This is a genomic window from Paraburkholderia tuberum STM678 (genome assembly GCF_902833905.1).
In the GTDB taxonomy this organism is placed as follows: domain Bacteria; phylum Pseudomonadota; class Gammaproteobacteria; order Burkholderiales; family Burkholderiaceae; genus Paraburkholderia; species Paraburkholderia tuberum.
Genome location: NZ_CADFGP010000087.1, coordinates 1 through 21,684, shown reverse-complemented (window position 1 = coordinate 21,684; position 21,684 = coordinate 1). Strand labels below are relative to the sequence as shown.

The window sequence follows — 21,684 nt, the reverse complement described above, 5'->3', positions numbered from 1 at the left end:
GTGCTTTTCGCGATTTCCATGCTGGCCTTCACGCGCGTGCCGCAGCAGTTCTTCCCGAACTCGGAACGGCCGGAACTGCTGGTCGATCTGCGGTTGCCGGAAGGCGCCTCGTTCGAAGCGACGCTGCGTGAAGCGAAGCGCCTTGAAAAGGTGCTCGACGGCAAAGCCGGGATCGACCACTTCGTCGACTTCGTCGGCACCGGCGCGCCGCGTTTTTACCTGACGCTCGACCAGCAGCTTCAACAGCCGAATTTCGCGCAGTTCGTGATTGCGGCTAAAAGCGTTGAGAAGCGCGAGGAACTGATGCGTTGGCTCGACGGCATGCTCGAGAAGGACTTCTCCGGCATGCGCACGCGTGTCTCCCGGCTCGAGAATGGTCCGCCTGTCGGGTTCCCGATCCAGTTCCGCGTGAGCGGCGACGATATCGCGACCGTGCGATCGCTTGCTCAAGAAGTGTCGGACAAGGTCCGCGCCGATCCCCGCACGCGCAACGTCCAGTTCAACTGGGACGAGCCGGCGGAGCGCTCGATCTCGTTCGAGATCGATCAGAACCGCGCGCGCCAGCTTGGTGTCACCTCGGAGGACGTGTCGAACTTCCTCGCGATGACGCTATCGGGCTACACGGTGACGCAGTACCGCGAGCGCGACAAGCTGATCAACGTCGATCTGCGTGCGCCAAAGAGCGAACGTGTCAATCCGGCGCAGCTTATGAGCCTCGCGATTCCGACGCCCCACGGCCCGGTGCCGCTCGGTTCGCTCGGACACGTGCGCGATACGCAAGAGTACGGCGTCATCTGGCAACGCGACCGTCAGCCGACCATCACGGTGCAGGCGGACGTGCGCGGCGACGCGCAGGGGATGGACGTGACCCACGACATCGAACGTGCGCTCGCGGCGGAAACCGCCAGGCTGCCGGTCGGCTATCGCATTCAGGTGGGCGGCGCGGTCGAAGAAAGCGTGAAGGGCCAGACGTCGATCAATGCCGAAATGCCGTTGATGATCATCGCCGTGCTGCTGTTGCTGATGATCCAGCTCAAGAACTTCGCGCGGACCTTCATCGTCGTGCTGACGGCGCCGCTCGGCCTGATTGGCGTCGTGGCCGCGCTGCTGCTGTTCGGCAAGCCTTTCGGCTTCGTCGCGCTGCTGGGCGTGATTGCGATGTTCGGCATCATCATGCGCAACTCCGTGATTCTGGTCGACCAGATCGATCAGGATATCGCGGCAGGGCAGCCGCGCTTCGACGCGATTATCGGCGCAACCATAAGGCGTTTCAGGCCGATCATGCTGACGGCGGCCGCCGCCGTCCTCGCGCTGATTCCGCTGCTGCGCTCGGGCTTCTTCGGTCCGATGGCGACCGCACTGATGGGCGGTATCACGATCGCCACAGTACTGACCGTGTTCTTCCTGCCCGCGCTGTACGCGGCGTGCTTCAGGGTCCGGCACGACGAGCGCGGAACGCAACCGGTCGTGGACGAGCATACGGAGATTTGAGCATGAGCCTCGTGTATAGAACATCCGTTCTTGCCGTGACAGCGGCACTCGCATTGACGGCCTGCTCGTTCGGTCCCAGCGGCGCGCCCCCGGCGATGCCTTCGCCTGCGCACTACGGTGCCGAGGCACAGCCGGCGAAGACCGTCGCAGCGGGCGGCGTGGCGCAGCAGTTCGATATCGGCGCAGTGGGCGTTCCGCAATGGTGGCAGCTTTACCGGTCGGACGCGCTGAGTGCACTGGTCGAGGAAGGCTTGCGCAACAGCCCCACGCTCGGGGCTGCGCAGCGGACGCTCGCAGCCGCGCAGCAGGAACTGCGCGCCCAGGTCGGCGCATCGACGCTGCCTTCAATCGATGCTGCCGCACAAGTCGATCGCGGGCGTACACCGCTTGTGCCCGGCATTGGCCCCAGCGAGGTTCGCTATAACTTTTTTGCCGGACAGGTTCTCGCGTCCTACACCTTTGACCTGTTCGGTGCGACGCGTTCGGCGAACGCGGCCAGCGCCGCTCGCGTAGACGTGCAGGCGTATCAACTGGAGGCGGCGCGGCGCGCGCTGGCGGCAAACATCGTCGGTACGACGATCAGCGTGGCGGCACTCGATCGCCAGATCGCGCTCACCGAACGGCTCGTCGCCGTGGCCAGGACGGCCGCGGACGAGGACCAGCAGCGGTACGCACTCGGGTCAGTTTCCCGTGCGCAGGCGCTCGCATCGACGCAGGATGCGGCTACGGCTGCGGCGAGTCTTCCTGCATTACGCCAGCAGCGCGCCACAGCCCTCCATGCGCTCGCGGTGCTGATGGGCCGCACGCCGGACAACGCCCCGGCCGTTCCCGATCTCGACAGCCTGGTGTTGCCCGAACACGTGCCTGTCGAGGTGCCGTCGGTCCTGCTGCGTTCGCGCCCCGACGTACAGGCAGCCGACGCCGCCCTGAAGGCCGCAGCCGCCGATGTCGGCGCTGCGACCGCGCAGCTCTTTCCGAGCCTGTCGCTGACGGCCTCGATGGGCCGCGGCGGCTTTAGCTGGCCCGCGGTGCTCTCAGGCGCGGGCGGACTCTGGGCCATTGGTGCGAGCCTGACGCAACCGATTTTCCATGGCGGCGCGCTGCTCGCGCACCGCAAGGCGTCGATCGACGCTTACGATGCGGCCGTGCTGAACTACAAGTCCACCGTTCTGTCGGCGTTCCAGAATGTCGCGGATTCGCTTGCCGCACTGGAAAACGACGCACAGACACTCGCGTCGACGGAAGCGGCGGCGGAGGCCGCGAGGGCGGCATTCGATGATACGGCGTCGCGCCATCGCATGGGCTCCCTGCCTTCTACGGCACAGTATGCCAGTGAGCAGCGGTTTCTAAGTGCACAGCTCAGCTCGATTCGCGCAGCAAGCCAGCGTATGAGCGATACTGCGGCGCTGTTCCAGTCGATGGGCGAACTGCCGGCCGGGCAGCCGGTAGCCGCGTCAAGAGAATGATCGTCCCTCGATGAGTTCGGGATGAGCGGCCCTTGACCGGGTCGCCATCCATCGAGAGTAGCTGTGGTGCCAGGCGCTAGTTAGGCACCCACAACATAAATGAGCCGGCATTTCAGCCGCGTCGAATGACACCAGAAAATTCATCCTGGTCGGTCCGTATGGAGCGTCAGAAACTGATTGCCTGCCAGGAATGCGATCTGCTATTTCGCAAACCTTCGCGTCTGAAAGGGCAGGTTGCCAGTTGTTCGCGCTGCGGTGCGAGCCTGAAAGGGATGCATGGCACCGGGCTGCCGCTTGACTGGATCTGCGCTGTGACCCTTGCGCGGTTGATCGGCTTCACCCGGGTCGCGGCCAATCCGGATAGCTGGGAAGGCTGGTACTGGGGCGCCATGCAGCATTTCGTTAACTCGATGCGCGTCGGCGTGCCATCCGGCAATGGTGGCGTCGAGGATTGCCTGAAGGAAGCCGACATGATCGTGTTCTGGTCCTGCGATCCCGAAAGTACCAACGGGGCCTACGCGGGATTCGAGGGCACGCCGCGGCGCCTGTGGGCCAAGGACCTCGGCATAGAGTTCGTTCATATCGACCCACACTGCAACCCTACCGCGCAGTTGCTGGGCGGGCGCTGGATTCCGGTCCGACCGCAAACCGATGCTGCTCTCGCCACCGCCATCATGTACGTATGGGTCATGGAGGGCTTGTACGACGAGGATTACATCGCCACCCGCACGACCGGGTTCGACGAGTGGAGGGCCTATCTTCTGGGCGAAACCGACGGCGTTCCCAAGACGCCCGAGTGGCAGGAGGGCGAAACCGGCGTGCCCGCCAAGGACGTCCGTGCGCTTGCGCGCCGATGGGGAAAAAAGAAGGTCCATCTCGCGGTCGGAATGACCGGCGCGGGATTCGGCGGCGCGGGCCGCGGCGCCACCGGAGCGCAATCGGCGCGCTGCATGTCAGGGATGGCACATAACCTCAGACGCTCGTGCGAGGCCAATCACGGCGGCGTACGCATGCGAACAACGGCCATTCGCCAGGCATGGTCGGAGCCGAGCCGCTGCAGCCGACTCCTATCCCAACTGCATCGTTCGCTCATAACACGCACACGCGGACGGCGAAAATCTACGAGACTACAGGCTGGCTCGTGTTTTGCCGGTCGACCCCGCGGTTCTGGCAAGTTCACCATGGCAATCCGTCTTCTAAAAGTACTCGTCATACTGCTGGTGTCAGGCGCAGGCTTCTGCCCAGTCGCGGCGCACGCGTACGCGCTTGATGGGCAATTCGACTGCAGGGCGAGTCCACACGCGTTTATCGGGCAGCTCATCAACAACCAGTACATCAACCCGAATCCGATGCACGTTGAGGCGAATTCGGTCAACGCGTTTCGGCCAACGCAAGGCAGCGACATAACGGTCTTCGGCTTTCGTGTCTACGCCGTGCTTGGGTACGAGCAGGACGACGGGACGTTCAAGAAGGGCCGCGGCAATGCGTTCGCGGGCCCGCTGTACGGCGCTGTGCTGTCCGCTCCCAGCGACGCGGTCGAATCGCGCGTGCGCGATGCTGGCAGCAACGCTACCGTGCGCATGGTGATTCCGTTGTTGCTGACCGCGGTGGTCTGCAGCCCGTCTTGACGCGCGGCGTCCGTACCTTCACGGTGCAAGGCTTCCTGTCTGCCACGCTTCTTCGGCGCCGAAGTCAGGCTGGAGCCTGCCAATGACCGCTTCTCCAGAGAGCCGAATGGGTACTTCCGACCCATTGAACCCGGCACCCCATCTTGCGGCAGCTACTGAACCCCTGAGTTGCCATTCGCCGATTTGCTTATCCATGTTTGTCAAGCGGTGCTGATCGGTTCAACGGAAGACTTCGGGCGGTCTATTTGGCAGACGAATCGTTGGTGGACCACACCCGCACCATCGCGATGATCGAGGCGGACAACGGGCACAAGCATGAGCCGGCTCGCCAACGCATCCGCGTTGGGGCGTCCCCGCCTGCTCAACGATCGGAACTGGGACGACTATAATTTTTAGTTCAGGGGATCCGCACCTTTGGCAATGAGGCGAAGCTTGGCGCACTTGCACCTGGACTTGCAAAGTCGCTCACCGATTCTGCGCTACGGCTTATCCGTCGTCTGCGTTGGGGCTGCACTTGGGCTGGCGCTCGTGTTCCGGTTTTTCGGGATCCACGACATCTACGGGTCCCCTTTTAACTTCGCCATCGGGGTTGCTTGCTGGTACGGAGGGGCAGGACCTTCCGTGCTGGCAGTCGTGCTATCGGTGGCATCCTACGATTATTTTCTTTCTGCGCCGCTGTACACCATCGGTCTTCAAACCAAAGATTTTCCGCGTTTTTTAGTTTTCACGGCATGGGGCTTGATCTTTGCCGGTTTCGTCGCTGCGCGACGGCGAATCGAAACTGAGCTTCGTCACACCAGCGATCGCCTTCAGGCCGAATTGCAACAGAGTCAGCATAAAGAAAGCGAGATTCACAGGCTCAATCAGGAAGTCACCGCGCGGGCTGAGCAGCTTGAAACGAGTAACAAGGAACTGCAATCCTTCGCCTATTCCGTCTCGCACGATCTACGCGCGCCACTTCGCCATGTGATCGGATACTCCGAGCTACTACAAAAACAGGCGGCCTCTTCGCTCGATGATAAAAGTCGTCGCTACATACAAACGATTGTCGACGCGGCAAAAAGAATGAGTAACCTGATCGACGATTTGCTGGCCTTTTCCAGGGTCGGACAGGTGGAGACCACAAAGACGCCGGTGAGCCTCGATCAGCTCGTCAAGGAGGTCGTTGCGGAGATCGGGCAAGAAACGAGCGGGCGAGACATTGTATGGACAATCAACCCTCTTCCGGTCTGCTACGGGGATCGTCCCATGCTCCGACTGGTTATCGCCAACCTCGTCGCCAATGCGGTCAAATTCACACGCATGCGAACGCGGGCCGAAATCGAGATTGGTTGCGTGGACCCAAATAAAGACGTGGTGGAGGTGTTTGTGAAAGATAATGGTGCAGGCTTTGACATGCGGTATGCGCATAAACTGTTCGGCGTTTTTCAACGTCTGCATCTCCCGGAGCAGTTTGAAGGTACTGGCATCGGACTAGCTATCGTTCAACGCATCATCGTCCGCCACGGAGGCAAGGTCCGTGCAGAGGGCGGGGTGGATCAGGGCGCTACTTTCTATTTTTCAGTGCCTAAGGCACACGGTGCAACGGCAAAGACTGCGAGGACACCATGGACCAACTAGGACGCATTCTGCTCGTCGAGGATGACCCGAGAGACGTCGAACTCACTCTGGCCGCGCTGTCAGACTGTAACTTGGCAAACGAGGTAGTGGTTGCCAGAGACGGACAGCAAGCCTTGGATTACCTCTATTGCAGGGAGGAATTTGTCGATCGCTACGACGAGAACCCTTCAGTCATGTTACTGGATCTGAAACTCCCCAAGGTCGATGGCTTGGAAGTCCTGGACACAGTGAAGTCGGACGAACGTTTGAAGCTCATTCCCGTGGTGGTGCTCACATCGTCGCACGAAGAGAAAGATATGATGCGAAGCTATAAACTCGGGGTAAACGCGTACGTAGTAAAGCCGATCGACTTTCATGAATTTATAAATGCCATCAAGGAGCTAGGCGTATTCTGGGCACTGATCAATGAGCCGCCGCCAGGCAGCATGAGGAAGGGGCAATAATGTCGGGGCTTCGCATTGTGTTGCTGGAAGATAACGCGAATGACGCCGAACTCATTCAAGAGTTCCTTCAAGCCGATCATCTCTGCTGCGAAATCGTTCGCGTGCAATCGCGTGCGGACTTCGAGGCTGCGTTGAAAACCGTTGGAATCGACCTGATTCTCGCGGATTACAAACTTCCGGCGTTCGACGGCCTCTCGGCATTGGAGGTCACTCTGCGCGAACGTCCCGAGGTGCCCTTTATCCTGGTTTCCGGCACGCTTGGCGAAGAACTGGCGGTAGAGGCGCTAAAGAGTGGCGCTACCGATTTCGTTCTGAAGACGCGGCTGTCGAGGCTCGTGCCCGCAGTGCGGCGCGCGCTGCGCGAAGCAAGTGAGCGAGCCGAACGCAAGAACGTCGAGCAGGCGCTACACCGGAGCGAGATGTATCTGGCGGAAGCCCAACGACTGAGCCATACAGGGAGTTTTGGCTGGTACCTGTTGAGCGGCGAGATCTATTGGTCAGATGAGACTTATCGAATATTCGAGCTCGACGCTGCCATCAAGCCCACCGTGCAGGCCATCATCGACCGGACGCATCCGGACGATCGTGTCCGTGTGCAGCAAATCATTGACCGCGCCGCAAGCGAAAGGAAGGCATTTACGATCGAGCATCGTCTGCTGATGGCTGATGCTTCTATCAAGTATGTTCGAGCTGTGGCGCATGGCGTGAACGGCTGTGATCCGGATCGCTTCCGTTTCGTGGGCGCGGTAATGGATATCACCGAGCGCAAACGCACCGAACAAACACTGCTCGAACGCGAGTCGAAGATCCGGCGCCTCGTGGATGCCAACATCATCGGGATCATTGTCTGGAATTTCGATGGTGAAATTCTCGAGGCCAATGACGCATTTCTGCGCATCGTGGGATACGAGCGTGAAGATATAGGCTCAGGTCGCGTAGGCTGGAGGGATCTGACGCCGCAGGAATGGCTCCCGCGCAGCGAACGGGCCCTGGTGGAGGCCGGGCAGACGGGGCGCGCCCAGCCTTACGAGAAGGAGTACATCAGGAGAGACGGTAGCCGTGTGCCCGTTATGGTCGGTTTGGCCACGTTTGACGCAAGCGGGACGGAAGGTGTGGCATTCGTCGTGGATCTGACCGAGCGCAAGCGTGCCGAAACCGAAGCCCACGAGAGCGAGCTGCGTTACCGGGAGGTGCAAAGGGAGCTGGCGCACGCGAACCGTGTCGCGACCATGGGCCAACTCACGGCCTCGATCGCTCATGAAGTCAACCAGCCGATCGCCGCGACGGTCACCAACGCCCAGGCGGCGCTGCGATGGCTCGCCGGCCAGCCTCCTGAAGTCGAGAAGGTCCGGCAGGCGCTCGGCCGGATCGTCAACGACGGTAACCGAGCGGGGGACGTAATCGGCCGCATCCATGAACTGATCAGGAAGACGCCGCCACGGAAGGAACCGGTGGACATCAACAAGGCAATCCGCGAGGTGATTGAGCTCACCCGTGGCGAAGCGTGGAAGCACGGCGCCTTGGTGCAGACGCATCTCGCGGACCGATTACCGCTAATTGAAGGAGATCGGGTCCAGTTGCAACAAGTCCTCCTTAACTTGCTCATCAACGCGATGGAGGTTATGAGCGGTGTCAGCGATGGCGTGCGGGAATTGCTCATCAGCACGGCAAGAGCCGACTCGGGCTGTGTACTCGTGACGGTGCTCGATTCGGGGCCTGGCTTTGCCGCGGACAGTGCCGAGCGCCTTTTCGCTCCTTTCTACACCACCAAGCCGACCGGTTTGGGGATGGGGCTGCCGATCTGCCGTTCGATCGTCGAGGCACACGGCGGCCGATTGTGGGCAAGCGCGAACGTGCCGCGCGGCGCGATCTTTCAATTCACGGTGCCCGCCCATCCAGACGCTTCATCGTAACTGCGAGCAGCACGAGCACTTCCTCGCGCTGCTGTCCGTCCGTTGGCCAAGGCAGAGATGCTATGTGGGACTACCCAAGCCAGACCCGTCCAGGGCAACGCTAATTAAGTCCACCGAACCGGTACGTCAGGCGTCAGAGATCGGATCGAACGAGGAAGGCGAAACAGGATGAAGCAGCAGACGCTGGCGATGGCAGCCGATCAAGGAACGGGTTTCGAGACGCACCGCAAACGCACGCGGCGCGACGAGTTTCTCGACACGATGAACGCGATCGTGCCATGGGCGCAACTGTGCGCGGTGATCGAGCCGCATTATCCGAAGCGCGGCAATGGCCGCCCGTCTGTTGGTCTTGAGCGCATGCTGCGGATCCACTTCGTGCAGTACTGGTTCAATCTGGCCGACTTCGCCTGTGAGTGCCATAACCGCGCAAGTGTGGAACGATCACCCGATAGCCCGCCGATGCGATCCGCAGCGAAGCCTCGGCGACGCTGTGGATGTCGCGCTCCCGAGAAGGCGTCGACGACGCCTGTTGATTTCATCCGACATTGCGAATCTCCTTCGAACGTTACGCCGTGCGAGATAGCGATCAGCGCAGCGACCTGAAGGCAGCGCGAATTTCTTCCGAGAAAAGTTGCGGTTGTTCCCATGCCGCGAAGTGGCCGCCCTTGTTCACTTCGTTGAAGTAGATGAGGTGGTGATAGCTGCGCTCGGTCCAACTGCGGGGCGCCTGATAGATCTCGCCGGGAAACACCGTCACGGCGGCTGGGATCGAGATGTTCACGCTATTGAAGTTGTTCGCGTTGTTGGTCCAGTACAGCTTCGCCGCCGACGTAGAGGTATTGGTCAGCCAGTACAACGTGATGTCGTCGAGCATCTCGTCTTTGCTCAATGACCGTTCAGGATCGCCGCCGCTGTAGGTCCAGTCCGCGAATTTGTCGTACATCCACGCAGCCTGCCCGACCGGAGAGTCCGCGAGCGCATAGCCGATCGTCTGCGGACGTGTGACCATCATCGCAGCATAGCCGCCGCCGCGCGTGTACAGATTGTTCAGCGACTGGTAGGCGATTTTCTCCTTGTCGGAAAGTCCGCGCGGCGGCGGATCGCCTGCCTTCAGCCGTTTTGCGATTTCGGGCGGGACAGTCGCTGGCATGTTGACGTGAATGCCGAGCAAGCCCGGCGGCTTTTGCGCGGCCATCTTGTCGGCGATCACCGAGCCCCAGTCTCCGCCCTGCGCGACGTAGTGCTGATAGCCCAACCGCCGCATCAGTTCTTCCCACGCTCGCGCGATGTGATCAGGCGTCCAGTCGGCCGTTGCCGGCTTGCCCGAAAACCCATATCCGGGCATCGATGGCAGAACCAGATCGAACGAATCCTCCGCCCGTCCTCCGTACGCTACCGGGTCAGTCAACGGTCCGATCACCTTGAGCTCTTCGAAGACCGAGCCGGGCCAGCCATGCGTCATGATGAGCGGCAACGCACCGGGATTTTTCGAGCGTACCCAGATGAAGTGAATATCGACGCCGTCGATCGTGGTCACGTACTGCGGCAGCGCGTTGAGCTTCGCTTCAGCGTTGCGCCAGTCGTAGTCGGTGCCCCAATACTGCACGAGCGCCTGCAGCTTCGCGAGCTGCGCGCCTTGCGACCGATCCGACACCGTCTCCGGTTGCGGCCAGCGCGTCTGCGCGATGCGTTGCTTCAGGTCGGCTAGCTGCGCGTCGGAAAAGTGCGCCGTGAACGGTCGGATCGCCGTGTCGTCCGTCGACGCGGCAGACGTCGCGGCCGCCGGCAAGTTCGCGATGGCGGGCGCCGCCATCAGCGCGGTGACGAGTAGAGATTTGAGGACTTTCATGAGGAGTTCTCCTGACCTGCGATAAAGAAACGGTGACTAGAATGGGAACTGAAAGAGTCGGTCGACCGCTGGTGCGGAAGGATCGTCGAGGTCCGCTCATTCGCGTTCAATCAAATCCGGGCATCCATAGCGCATTTATATGGGCGGCCGCCGAGATCGCAAAGGACGTAGAAACTACGGTTTCAGGACACCACTCAAAGGAATCGCCGTGCCGTCAGTCGCGTTCGTCGTGTTCGATGGGTTCCATGCCATGTCGCTCGCCGCGCAGCCGGTGTTTTCGTTTGCCAATCAGAAATTCGGTGAATCGTTCTACGAAGTACTCACGCTGTCGGAACATGGCGCGCCGGTCAGACCGATCGGTGGTCCCACGGTGATGACCGAACCCTTCGAAGAGCGAACGTTCGACACGGTCCTTTTCACGGGCGGCGATCCGGGCGCGGCGCGGCCGTCCCATGGGCTGCTCGCCTACGCACGTCACAGCGCGGCGACGGCCCGGCGCGTCGCCGCTATTTGCACGGGCGCCTTCGTGCTGGCCGAAGCGGGCCTTCTGGACGGCAAGCGCGCCACCACGCACTGGGTCTATGCGTCCGCGCTGCGGAAGCATTTTCCGCGCATCCGTGTGGAGGAAGACCGGATTTACGCGGTCGACGGTTCGATCTGGACGTCGGCGGGCATGACGGCGGGAATCGATCTCGCGTTGGCGCTGGTCGAGGCCGATCTGGGGGTGGACGTTGCGAGATCGGTCGCGCAAACGCTCGTCGTTTCTCATCGACGCGCCGGTGGTCAGTCCCAGCATTCGGCGTTGCTGGAACTCGATGCGAAATCGGATCGCATTCAGTCCGCGCTGACGTACGCGCGGAAGAATCTCGCGCAACCGCTGCTGGTGGAACAACTGGCCGAAGTGGCGCGGCTCAGCCCACGTCAGTTCAGCCGCGCGTTCCGGGCGGAGACGGGGCAATCGCCCGCCAAGGCCGTCGAGAGACTGCGTCTCGAAGCCGCGCGACTCATGCTGGAAAGGAGCCGCCATACGGTCGAACAGATCGCCCAGCAGACCGGATTTTCCGACCCGCGCCGCATGCGCGATGCGTTCACTCGAGCGTTTGGACAACCGCCACAGGCGATACGTCGCAATGCGCGCTGGGCCGCGCCGGGATGATCGGGGCGGCCCAGCGCAGTCTTCGATCGGTAGGTCTGGTCGGCAATGACCCGCGCGACCGTTTGCAGCGACTGCTTGAGCGTCGTCAAGCTGACCGAGCCGAGCGCGAGCCGGATCGCGTGCGGTAGGCGCGCCGACGCGGCGAACGGATGCGCGGTCGAAACGGCGATCTTCTCGCGCCTCAGGGCCATGGCGATCGCCTGGCGCAACGCGGCGCATTCGATGCCGAACTCGTCGCCGTCGAAATAGAAGGGCGCAAGGGCAGCATCCAGTTCACGCGCGACGAGCAGCCGCGTCCGGAAACGACCGTGGAAACGCTGGCAAAGCTGCGTCCCGCGTTCCGTCCCGATGGCACGATCACGCGGGCAATGCGCCTGGCCTGAACAGCGGTGCGGCGGCAATGGTCGTGGCCGAGCGCGGTTATGCCGACGCCAGGGGCATCGAAGCGAGTGCGCGTCTTGCGGCTTTCGGCATCGCCGCCGTCGAGCCCGGCATGTTCGGTCTCGGTCCCGTGCCGGCCGTGCATATCGCGTTGGAGCGAGCGGGCTGGAAGCTCACCGATCATCGCTGTGGTGCAGCATGATTCAATTGACCGTCGCCAACGAAGCGGCATATCTTGAGCATTGCCGACGCTACGCTCTCGACCACCTGGGCCAACAGGTCAGATAGCGAGGTATCGGTTGCATGTCCGCGGCAGGTTCGATCTCATCGCTGCACGCGCGATAACCCGCGAGAAGTCAGGCGCCTGCATCGAACAACAGGACAGACCAGGCCCATCTTTTGCGGTCTGCGCGCGCACGTCGTTCTTGATTAGGGTGGAAGATCATCATGTCGAGACAGCCCGGTTGGTCAGTCGTCATCGGTGCAATCACACTTGTGTTTCTCGCGCTCACTTCGCTTTACCTCGTGATCGGCGGAGCATGGCTGATTGCCGTAGGCGGGTCGTGGTACTACCTGATCACGGGCCTGCTGCTCGCAGTAGTGACGTGGTTGCTTTACCGGCGCAAGCCCGCTGCGCTCGTTCTCTATGCGCTCGTGATGATTGCGACGGCGGTCTGGGCACTGTGGGAGTCCGGCACGGACTTCTGGGCATTGGCTCCGCGCTCCGGGGTGCTGGTCATTTTCGGCGTGTGGCTACTGTTGCTCGTGAGCTGGCGGATGGAGGGCGCACGCGGGCTCGGCATGGGTTCGCTCGTCGTTGCATTGGCTGTCTGGGCGGGCGTGCTCGTCTACGCGAACTTCAACGACCCGCAAACGGTCAACGGCAGCTTCAGTGCGGCATCGGCGGCCCCCGCAGAGACCGGTGATAGCGCCGCCGACTGGCCGGCCTACGCGCGCACCCAGGCCGGTACCCGCTATTCCCCGCTGACTCAAATCACGCCTGCAAACGTCAAGGACTTACAGGTCGCGTGGATCTTCCGGACCGGGGATAGCAAAGGCCCCAACGACCCCGTCGAGATTACGGACGAAGTCACGCCGATCAAGATCGGCGAGACCTTGTTTCTATGCTCGCCGCATCAGATCCTATGGGCGTTGGATGCGCGGACCGGCAAGTTGAAATGGAAATTCGATCCGCAACTGAAGGCCGATCCGTCGTTCCAGCACGTGACCTGCCGTGGTGTGGCTTACGTCGATCTTTCCGCGGCCGGTCCCGCGCCGACGTCTGATCAGCCCTCGGGCGCATCGGCCGCTGCGCCGGATCAGCAGGCAGCATCGACCGCGGCGCCGGAGCAGCAGGCAGCATCGGCCGCTGCGCCGGATGAGCAGGCAGCGTCGGCCGCGGCGCCCGCTCAGCAGCAACCAGCGTCTGCGCCCGCTGCGACTGCCGCGACCGCGGGGGCCTGCATGCGCCGCATCTATCTGCCCGTCAACGATGGCCACCTGTATGCGCTCGACGCGGAGACAGGGGCGCTGTGCAAAACCTTTGCCAACGGCGGCGATCTCGATCTCCAGCACAACCAGCCGGTGACGACCCCCGGCATGTATGAGCCGACCTCACCGCCGGTCATCACGAACGACGTGATCGTCGTCGCGGGCGCGGTCGAGGACAACTATTCGACGCGCGAGCCGTCGGGCGTGATCCGCGGCTTCGACGTGCGTTCCGGCGAACTGCTGTGGGCGTTCGACTCGGGCGCGAAGGACCCGAATCAGAATCCTCCCGCCGGCGGTCACTACACGCTCACGTCCCCGAACTCGTGGGCGCCCGCTGCATACGATCCCAAGCTGGACATCGTCTATCTGCCGATGGGCGTGACCACGCCGGACATCTGGGGCGGCAACCGGACGGCGGAGCAGGAGCGTTTCGCGAGCGGCCTGCTCGCGCTGCACGCGTCGACGGGCAAGCTCGCGTGGTTCTATCAGACGGTCCACCACGACCTGTGGGACATGGACCTGCCATCGCAGCCCACGCTCGCGGACATTACCGACGTCAAGGGCAATACCGTGCCTGTCGTGTATGCGCCGGCCAAAACCGGCAACCTGTTCGTCCTCGACCGGCGCACGGGCGTGCCGGTGGTGCCGGCTCCGGAGCGTCCGGTGCCGCAGGGTGCGGCGCCCGGCGACCATGTTTCGCCTACCCAGCCGTTCTCCGGACTGACCTTCCGGCCATCGAAGGATCTCACCGATGCCGACATGTGGGGCGCCACGATGTACGACCAGCTGGTATGCCGGATCATGTTCCACAAGCTGCGCTATGAAGGCACCTTCACACCTCCATCAGAGCAAGGAACGCTGGTCTTTCCGGGCAATCTCGGCATGTTCGAGTGGGGCGGCATGGCGGTCGACACAGATCGCCAGATTGCGGTCGCCAATCCGATTGCGCTGCCGTTCGTTTCGCGGCTGATTCCGCGTGGCCCGGGCAATCCGATTCAGCCGATACCGGGCGCGAAAGGTTCGGGGACGGAGACCGGAATTCAGCCGCAATACGGCGTTCCGTTCGGCGTGACACTGAATGCGTTCATGTCGCCGGTCGGTCTTCCTTGCAAGCAACCTGCCTGGGGCTTCATTTCGGCGATCGATCTGAAGACCTACCAGATCGTATGGAAGAAGCGGATCGGAACGGTGCGGGACAGCTCACCGCTTCCGTTGCCGTTCAAGATGGGGATGCCGATGCTCGGCGGCCCGATCATCACGGCGGGCGGCGTGGCGTTCATCGGCGCGACGGCCGACAACTACATTCGCGGCTTCGACGTGAACAACGGCAGGCAGCTCTGGCAGGCGCGTCTGCCCGCCGGCGGGCAGGCAACGCCGATGAGCTATTCGGTCAACGGACGTCAGTTCGTGGTGATTGCGGCAGGCGGTCACGGCTCATTCGGTACGAAGCTCGGCGACTACGTGATTGCCTATGCGTTGCCGCAATAGCAAAGCGGTGAAGCAGGGTGGAGGTGCGTGGACAGGACTGCCACGTCCACGCACGGCAATGCAGTCATCTGTTTGTCACTGACTTGCGGCGGACGGCGAACTGCTCGCCGCCGAATCCGCGTTGGCTGTTCCACCCGCCTTATCGGCGGGCTTGCAGCTCGCGCATATCGCGGCGATAGCGATCGTGATCGCGCTCGCGAGAAGCCGGCGGTAGAGGATTGGTTTCATGACATCTCCTGGTTGGGTGGCATCCGATCAATACTTGCGACGCAATTAGACAGCGCTCGTCGGGCTATCCTGCAGAGCTACGCATCTCCTATTCCCGCTACTTTGAATTCACGTCAGTGCGAGAATCTGTCGGTCACTCCGTGTACTGAGAAACCCAATATGGGCTCCGACCTTGCCGGATAAAACCCAAGGAAAATCATACTTTGCCTGGACGGATTGGCTAAGATGTCGCAGGTTCGCGCGCGCTCCGGATGACGACAAAGCCTTGCCGCATTCCGATGCGCCGCGGCGTCGCGCCGGGAAAACAGAAAACGTTGTCACGCTCCCGCTCGGAGGCCATTCATGACTATTGGCGTATATGCCACGCTGGTTGCGACGTCGCTCGTGCTGCTGCTCGGCGAAAAGCTCGTGCAGTGGATCGGCGTGCTAAGGACCTATTCGATTCCGGCGCCGGTGGCAGGCGGGCTCATCGTCGCGATCTGCGTGCTGATCACGCGCCTCACCACCCACGTGCAGGTCAGGTTCGATTCGACGATGCAGGCGCCGCTGATGCTCGCGTTCTTCTCGACGATCGGTCTGAATGCGCATCTATCGAGTTTGAAGGCGGGCGGCCCGGTGTTGATCCGCTTTCTCGCGCTGGTCTGCGGGCTGCTGATCCTGCAGAACGTGGTCGGCTTGCTGCTTGCGTTCGCCCTCGGCGTCGATCCGCTGCTTGGGATTCTCGGCGGCTCGGTCACGTTGTCGGGCGGCCACGGTACTGGCGCCGCGTGGAGCCAGATCTTTGCCGAGCGTCACGGACTGGAGTCGGCGACCGAGATCGCGATCGGCTGCGCGACGTTTGGCCTCGTGATGGGCGGCGTGCTCGGCGGTCCGATCGCACGGCTGCTGATGCGGCGGATCAGCGCCGACGAGTTGCTGCGCGTCAAACAGCTAAAGGACGAAACGCTGGTCTTCGAAGAACCGAAGGCGCAGCAGGCCACCACGCCCGCCGCGATCATCACGACGCTCGCGCTGATCTCGATCTGCCTCGCGGGCGGCGAAATGTTTGCCGACTGGATCGCGGACACCGCGTTCGAATTGCCGACGTTCGTCTGCACGCTGTTCATCGGCGTGATCCTGAGCAACGTGCTCGCGCTCGTGCGTGTGCGGATCGACCAGCACGCGGTCGCGCTTGTCGGCAACGTCGCGCTCGCGCTCTTTCTCGCGATGGCGCTGATGCGGCTCGACCTCTGGGGGCTTGCCGCGCTCGCGGTGCCGATCATCTCGATCCTCGCGGCACAGACGCTGCTGATGGCGCTCTACGCGGTATTCATCACGTTCCCCGCGATGGGCCGCAACTACGACGCGGTCGTCTTGTGCGCGGCGCAATGCGGCCTCGGACTTGGCGCCACGCCGACCGCGATCGCGAACATGCAGGCGATCACGAACCGCTTCGGCCATTCTCATCTCGCGTTCCTGATTGTGCCCTTGACGGGCGCGTTTTTCATGGACATCGTCAACGCGATCGTCATCAAACTGTTTCTCGCGCTGCCGTTGTTCCATTGAGCAGCGGCGGCATTGGCACATCAACCCAAGCGGGCAAATACCATGAGCGATCCACGACACATCGCACCCGACAGCACCGCCGCGCGCGTCGCGTTATGGCGTGCGCTGCACGTGCAGGCCGACGCGCCGCCGCACGTGCTCGAAGACGAAGTCGGCTTGCAGTTGCTGGCACCCGCCGAAGACTGGCGCAGCCGTGGCGATATGGATCCGCGGTTCACGCGGCCGTTTCGCGCGTCGATCGTCGCGCGCGCACGCTTTATCGAGGATCTGGTCGTCGAGCAGACCGGGCGCGGGGTGGATCAATACGTGATTCTGGGCGCCGGTCTCGACAGCTTCGCGCAACGCCGGCCCGACATTGCGTCGCGGCTCACCGTGTTCGAGGTCGACCCGCCGGGACCGCAAACGTGGAAGCGTCAGCGGCTCGGCGAGCTTGGTTTCGGCCTGCCGGACTGGCTGCGTTTCGTGCCGGTCGACTTCGAAGCGGGCGATAGCTGGCGGCAGCGTCTCGTCGCCGAAGGCTTCGACGAAAGCAGGCCGGCCGTCGTCGTGTCGACCGGCGTCAGCATGTATCTGACGAAAGAGGCGAATGCCGCGACGCTGCGCGAAGTGGCCGGGCTGGCGCGCGGCTCGACGTTCGCGATGACGTTCCTGTTGCCGCTGGAGATGGCGGACCCGGACGTGCGCCCCGGACTCGAAATGGCAGAGAAGGGCGCGCGTGCGAGCGGTACACCGTTCATCAGCTTCTTCATGCCGCAGCGGATGATCGCCATGGCGCGCGAAGCGGGCTTTGACGACGCGCGGCACGTGTCCGCGGCCGATCTGACTCAGCGCTACTTCGCGGCTCGGACGGATGGGCTGCGACCGCCGGGCAATGCGGAGGAATTGCTGGTGGCGAACACCTAAGGGCGATGACGCCAACCGAAGTTACCAACCCAGCATGTGAGTCGTGAATACGCAATCGCTTTCCCCGCACCGCTATAATCGCGCTCGACCATGGCCTCCGAAGTCTACTCATGAAAAAGATCGCTGCCTTCGCACTCGTCGCATGCGCACTCGCCGCCTGCTCGTCCCCGGAAAAGCAGGCGCAGCGCGCCCAGCAGGAGATCCTTCATAGCGAGCCGAACCTCCGCGCCGCGCAACGCGACGCGGTGATCGACTGCACACCGGCGAATTGCGATGCCGCGTGGGCAGCGACGAAACGCTATATCGAGCAGCATTCCGACACGCGCGTGATCCGCGCGGACGCGGTCGCGATCGATACCGACGTGCCCGACGATTCGGGCAAAGCCGCTTTCTCAGCGACCCGCGCGAACAAGAGCACGGGCGGCGCGACGCTGTCGCTGTTCGCGCAGTGCCGCGGCATGTATGGGCCCGACAGCGCGAAGGGCGACGACTATGACGCGTGCGCCGAGAAGATCCTGAAGATTCAGAACGGCTACGTGCCATATCTGCGCTCGCACGCATCGGCGCAATAGGCGGCAAGCTACCGGAACCACCGGGCCCCGAACGCGGCACTCGCGTAGCGATTCGCCGAACCCTCGCCACGATGCGGCGGGAGGCGCTATGCTGATGCGTCTTCGCCTCGCGGAACCTTCTCATGCAAGCTCCTGGCGCAACCGTACCGATCTCGCTCGTCAACGGGTTCCTCGGCAGCGTCGGGACGCGGCCGGATATCGTCGACCGGCATCTGTCGGGCGCGAACATTCCGCGCGCGCTTCTGGACCAGCCTGGAGCGCGCGTCACCGAGGAACAGTTCTCCACGCTCTACCGCTCGCTCGCGATCGAACTCGACGATGAGATGCCCGGCGTTTTCTCGCGCCCGCTGCGCAGCGGCGCGCTCAAGTTTCTCTGCCTGAGCCTGCTGGATGCGCCGAATCTCGAATCCGCGATGCACCGGTTCGGCCAGTTCTTCCATCTCGTGCTGGACGACTTCCGCTTCGAGTCGCGCCGCGGCGACCTCGTCGCGAGCCTGGCGCTGCGTCCGGGAAGCACGGGAGCGCAACCCGGCATGCTGGGCCAGGAGCTGATGCTGAAGCTCGCGCATGGGATCGCGTCCTGGCTGATCGGTCAACGGATTGCGTTGTTGCAGGTGCAGTTCGCCTTTCCCCGTCCCGCTCACGCGCTCGAGTATCTTTATCTGTTTCCCGGACCGGCGAAGTTCGATTGCAATCAGACCTCGATGCAGTTCAGCAGTAGCTATTTCGACCTGCCTGTGCGTCAGCGCAAGGCGAACCTGCGCAGGTTTCTCGCTCGCGCGCCGGAAGACTGGATCTTCGTTTCGTTCAACGAGCAGTTGTTCAGTCATCGCGTGCGGGAACATCTCGCGTCCCGGCTGCCCGACGTCCCGTCCATCGAAGAGGCGGCGGAAGGCCTGCACTGCTCGGTCAGAACGCTGTGCCGTCATCTTGCCGCCGAGGGCACGGCGTTCCAGATGCTCAAGGACGAATTGCGCCGCGACATCGCGATCCAGCGCCTGACGGGCACGCGCGAGCCCATCGCCATCATTGCGGGCGATGTCGGCTTCGGCGACCCCACCGCATTCCACAGAGCGTTCCGTCACTGGACCGGCAGCACCCCGGCGGCCTATCGCCGTGGTGGCTGATCGCGTCATATCGATGCGTCGGCAACACCCGCCGACGCAGTTCCCACGGGGCCCTTACTCCCTCCGACGTGGCCAGAGATGTCAATAGATCGTCCGGTTTGGACAACCGGGCAGGGCCTGTCCGACGCTACGATTCAGCCATACGTTACCCCGGCCGCATCGGTGCCAGACGGGTGACTTTCCCTACGGACTATCTGATCGGAAGAATGGTAATGAGCTACGTCGCGCCTCTCAAAGAAATGTTGTTTGCACTCACCGAACTGGCCGGAATCGACCAACTGGCGGGCTTGCCCGGCTGCGAGGACGCAACCGCCGACACCGCGCGTGCGGTGCTCGAAGAGGCCGCGCGGCTGCACGAAGGCGTGCTCGCGCCGCTGAACGTCGACGGCGACCGCAGCCCGAGCACCTGGAAGGACGGCGTGGTGACCGCCACGGCCGGTTTCAAGGACGCGTTTCGCCAGTTCAGCGAAGGCGGCTGGCAGGGTTTGCAACATCCGTCTGAATACGGCGGTCAGGATCTGCCCAAGCTGCTGTCGACGCCCTGCATCGAAATGCTCAACGCCGCCAACCTGTCGCTGGGGCTGTGCCCGCTCCTGACCGACGGCGCGATCGAAGCGCTGCTGACGGCGGGTAGCGAGGAGCTGAAGCAGCGCTACGTGCCGAAGATGATCGCAGGTGTTTGGACCGGCACGATGAATCTGACCGAGCCGCAAGCCGGCTCCGACCTCTCGCTCGTGCGCACCCGCGCCGAGCCGCAGGGCGACGGCTCGTACCGGATCTTCGGCACGAAGATTTTCATCACCTGGGGCGAGCACGACATGACGGAAAACATCGTGCATCTGGTGCTCGCACGCACGCCGGGCGCGCCTGAAGGCGTGAGAGGCATTTCGCTGTTCGTCGTGCCGAAGTTCCTCGTCAACGAAGACGGCTCGCTCGGCGAGCGCAACGACGTTCACTGCGTATCGATCGAACACAAGCTCGGCATCAAGGCGAGCCCGACCGCGGTGCTGCAGTTCGGCGATCACGGCGGCGCGATCGGGCAGCTCGTCGGCGAGGAGAACCGCGGTCTGGAGTACATGTTCATCATGATGAACGCCGCGCGCTTCGCCGTGGGGGTACAGGGCGTGGCGATCTCGGATCGCGCGTACCAGCAGGCCGTCGCGTATGCGAAGGAGCGCGTGCAGAGCCGTCCCGTGGATGGCTCCGCGAAGCAGTCGGTCGCCATCATCCAGCATCCCGACGTGCGGCGCATGCTCTCGACGATGCGCGCGCTGACCGAAGGCGCACGCGCTCTGGCCTATGTGTCGGCGTCGCATTGCGATCTCGCGCATCGTCATCCGGACGGCGCGACGCGCGCGAATCATCAGGCGATCTACGAATACCTGGTGCCGATCGTGAAGGGCTGGAGCACGGAGATGTCGCTGGAGGTGACAAGTCTCGGCGTGCAGGTGCACGGCGGCATGGGCTTCATCGAGGAAACCGGCGCCGCGCAGTACTACCGCGATGCGCGCATTCTGCCGATCTACGAAGGCACGACGGCGATCCAGGCCAACGACCTCGTCGGCCGCAAGACCATGCGCGACAACGGCGAGGTGGCCGGGATGCTGCTCGCGCAGATCGACGCGACCCTGGCCGCGGTGCAGGCGCACCCCTCGTATGGTTCGAGCGCGGCTTTTCAGGCGATGCATCGTCATCTGTCCGCCGGCCGCGAGGCGTTGTACAGCGCGGTGCGCTACGTGGTCGAGAACGTCAAAAGCGACCCGAATGCGGTGTTCGCCGGCAGTGTGTCCTATCTGATGCTCGCGGGTATCGTGCTCGCGGGTTGGCAAGTCGCACGGTCGCTCGTGCTGGCGGCCGACAAGCGCGACGAAGATCCGTCCTTCCATGACGCGAAGATCGCGACCGCGCATAGCTACGCGACGCAGGTGCTGCCTCGTGCAATCGCGCTCGAAGCGGCGGTTCGCGGTGCTCGCGATGGCGAAGGCGCGCTGGCGCTGCGCGAAGACCAGTTCTGATCGATCAACGGACGTAATGTGTCATTCAAAGCGGTAGGGCTCGGCCCTATCGGTGTGGGAAGGAGAGTGTCGTGAGAGTTCTTGTAGCAGTCAAGCGAGTGGTCGACTACAACGTGAAGGTCCGCGTGAATCGCGGTTGAAGAAGCGGTGCGTCTGAAGGAAGCGGGCGTCGCGACCGAAGTGATCGCCGTGTCGGCCGGTGTTGCGCAGGCGCAGGAAACGCTGCGCACCGCGCTCGCCATCGGCGCGGATCGCGCGATCCTGATCGAATCTGGTGAAGACCTGCAGCCGCTCGCCGTCGCGAAGCTGCTCAAGGCGCTCGTCGACAAGGAGCAGCCGCAACTGGTGATCCTCGGCAAACAGGCCAT

14 protein-coding genes and 4 pseudogenes are annotated in these 21,684 nt (G+C 62.9%); 16 read left to right on the top strand and 2 right to left on the bottom strand.

Translation table 11 applies throughout. From position 1 onward, the window contains the following. From HWY30_RS37605 to HWY30_RS37570, 7 genes and pseudogenes are all read left to right on the top strand, one after another. Positions 1 to 1,491: efflux RND transporter permease subunit (locus HWY30_RS37605; protein WP_176079015.1), on the top strand; the 1,491-nt coding region annotated here is incomplete at its 5' end. A 2-nt stretch (positions 1,492 to 1,493) separates the two neighbouring features. Beyond that, the gene (locus HWY30_RS37600) at positions 1,494 to 2,957 is read left to right on the top strand and encodes an efflux transporter outer membrane subunit (RefSeq protein WP_090809422.1); all 1,464 of its coding nucleotides are present in this window, start codon (positions 1,494 to 1,496) and stop codon (positions 2,955 to 2,957) included. A 314-nt stretch (positions 2,958 to 3,271) separates the two neighbouring features. Beyond that, positions 3,272 to 3,910 (top strand): annotated as a pseudogene (locus HWY30_RS37595) (molybdopterin-dependent oxidoreductase); the annotation flags it as partial. 1,107 nt (positions 3,911 to 5,017) lie between these two features. Then, positions 5,018 to 6,205, top strand: coding sequence for a PAS domain-containing sensor histidine kinase (locus tag HWY30_RS37585; RefSeq protein ID WP_167368755.1), 1,188 nt, complete (start codon positions 5,018 to 5,020; stop codon positions 6,203 to 6,205). Beyond that, positions 6,193 to 6,648: a response regulator gene (locus HWY30_RS37580; RefSeq protein WP_090809426.1), complete on the top strand. Its 456-nt coding sequence runs from the start codon at positions 6,193 to 6,195 to the stop codon at positions 6,646 to 6,648. The genes HWY30_RS37585 and HWY30_RS37580 overlap by 13 nt, the downstream gene beginning before the upstream one ends. Then, positions 6,648 to 8,561, top strand: a complete 1,914-nt coding sequence (locus tag HWY30_RS42200; RefSeq protein ID WP_090809428.1) for a hybrid sensor histidine kinase/response regulator — start codon at positions 6,648 to 6,650, stop codon at positions 8,559 to 8,561. The genes HWY30_RS37580 and HWY30_RS42200 overlap by 1 nt, the downstream gene beginning before the upstream one ends. A gap of 168 nt (positions 8,562 to 8,729) precedes the next feature. After that, positions 8,730 to 8,975, top strand: a pseudogene (locus HWY30_RS37570) (transposase); the annotation flags it as partial. Between the two features lie 172 nt (positions 8,976 to 9,147). Here HWY30_RS37570 and HWY30_RS37565 read toward each other — a convergent pair. Continuing rightward, on the bottom strand, positions 9,148 to 10,410 hold the full coding sequence (locus HWY30_RS37565; RefSeq protein ID WP_090809430.1) for an epoxide hydrolase family protein: 1,263 nt from the start codon (positions 10,408 to 10,410) through the stop codon (positions 9,148 to 9,150). A 208-nt stretch (positions 10,411 to 10,618) separates the two neighbouring features. Here HWY30_RS37565 and HWY30_RS37560 point away from each other — a divergent pair, with 208 nt between their 5' ends. The 3 genes and pseudogenes from HWY30_RS37560 to HWY30_RS37550 all read left to right on the top strand — a co-directional run bounded on the left by HWY30_RS37560 (position 10,619) and on the right by HWY30_RS37550 (position 14,926). Continuing rightward, complete coding sequence (locus tag HWY30_RS37560; RefSeq protein WP_090809432.1) at positions 10,619 to 11,566, top strand: GlxA family transcriptional regulator; 948 nt, start codon at positions 10,619 to 10,621, stop codon at positions 11,564 to 11,566. Positions 11,567 to 11,775: 209 nt separating this feature from the next. Next, positions 11,776 to 12,128 (top strand): annotated as a pseudogene (locus tag HWY30_RS37555) (thiolase family protein); the annotation flags it as partial. Between the two features lie 266 nt (positions 12,129 to 12,394). Continuing rightward, complete coding sequence (locus HWY30_RS37550) at positions 12,395 to 14,926, top strand: glucose/quinate/shikimate family membrane-bound PQQ-dependent dehydrogenase (protein WP_090809433.1); 2,532 nt, start codon at positions 12,395 to 12,397, stop codon at positions 14,924 to 14,926. Positions 14,927 to 15,001: 75 nt separating this feature from the next. Here HWY30_RS37550 and HWY30_RS37545 read toward each other — a convergent pair whose 3' ends face one another. Beyond that, positions 15,002 to 15,154: a hypothetical protein gene (locus tag HWY30_RS37545; protein WP_167368756.1), complete on the bottom strand. Its 153-nt coding sequence runs from the start codon at positions 15,152 to 15,154 to the stop codon at positions 15,002 to 15,004. A 342-nt stretch (positions 15,155 to 15,496) separates the two neighbouring features. On the opposite strand from HWY30_RS37545, the gene gltS reads away from it, so the two are divergent. The 6 genes and pseudogenes from gltS to HWY30_RS37515 all read left to right on the top strand — a co-directional run. Next, complete coding sequence (gene gltS, locus HWY30_RS37540; RefSeq protein ID WP_090809435.1) at positions 15,497 to 16,699, top strand: sodium/glutamate symporter; 1,203 nt, start codon at positions 15,497 to 15,499, stop codon at positions 16,697 to 16,699. Between the two features lie 42 nt (positions 16,700 to 16,741). After that, positions 16,742 to 17,602: a class I SAM-dependent methyltransferase gene (locus HWY30_RS37535; RefSeq protein ID WP_090809437.1), complete on the top strand. Its 861-nt coding sequence runs from the start codon at positions 16,742 to 16,744 to the stop codon at positions 17,600 to 17,602. 110 nt (positions 17,603 to 17,712) lie between these two features. Further along, positions 17,713 to 18,174, top strand: coding sequence for a hypothetical protein (locus HWY30_RS37530; protein WP_090809439.1), 462 nt, complete (start codon positions 17,713 to 17,715; stop codon positions 18,172 to 18,174). 122 nt (positions 18,175 to 18,296) lie between these two features. Then, the gene (locus HWY30_RS37525) at positions 18,297 to 19,301 is read left to right on the top strand and encodes an AraC family transcriptional regulator (protein WP_090809441.1); all 1,005 of its coding nucleotides are present in this window, start codon (positions 18,297 to 18,299) and stop codon (positions 19,299 to 19,301) included. 212 nt (positions 19,302 to 19,513) lie between these two features. Continuing rightward, positions 19,514 to 21,316 (top strand): acyl-CoA dehydrogenase, encoded by a 1,803-nt coding sequence (locus HWY30_RS37520; protein WP_090809443.1) that lies wholly within the window; start codon positions 19,514 to 19,516, stop codon positions 21,314 to 21,316. A 71-nt stretch (positions 21,317 to 21,387) separates the two neighbouring features. Then, positions 21,388 to 21,684, top strand: a pseudogene (locus HWY30_RS37515) (adenine nucleotide alpha hydrolase family protein); the annotation flags it as partial.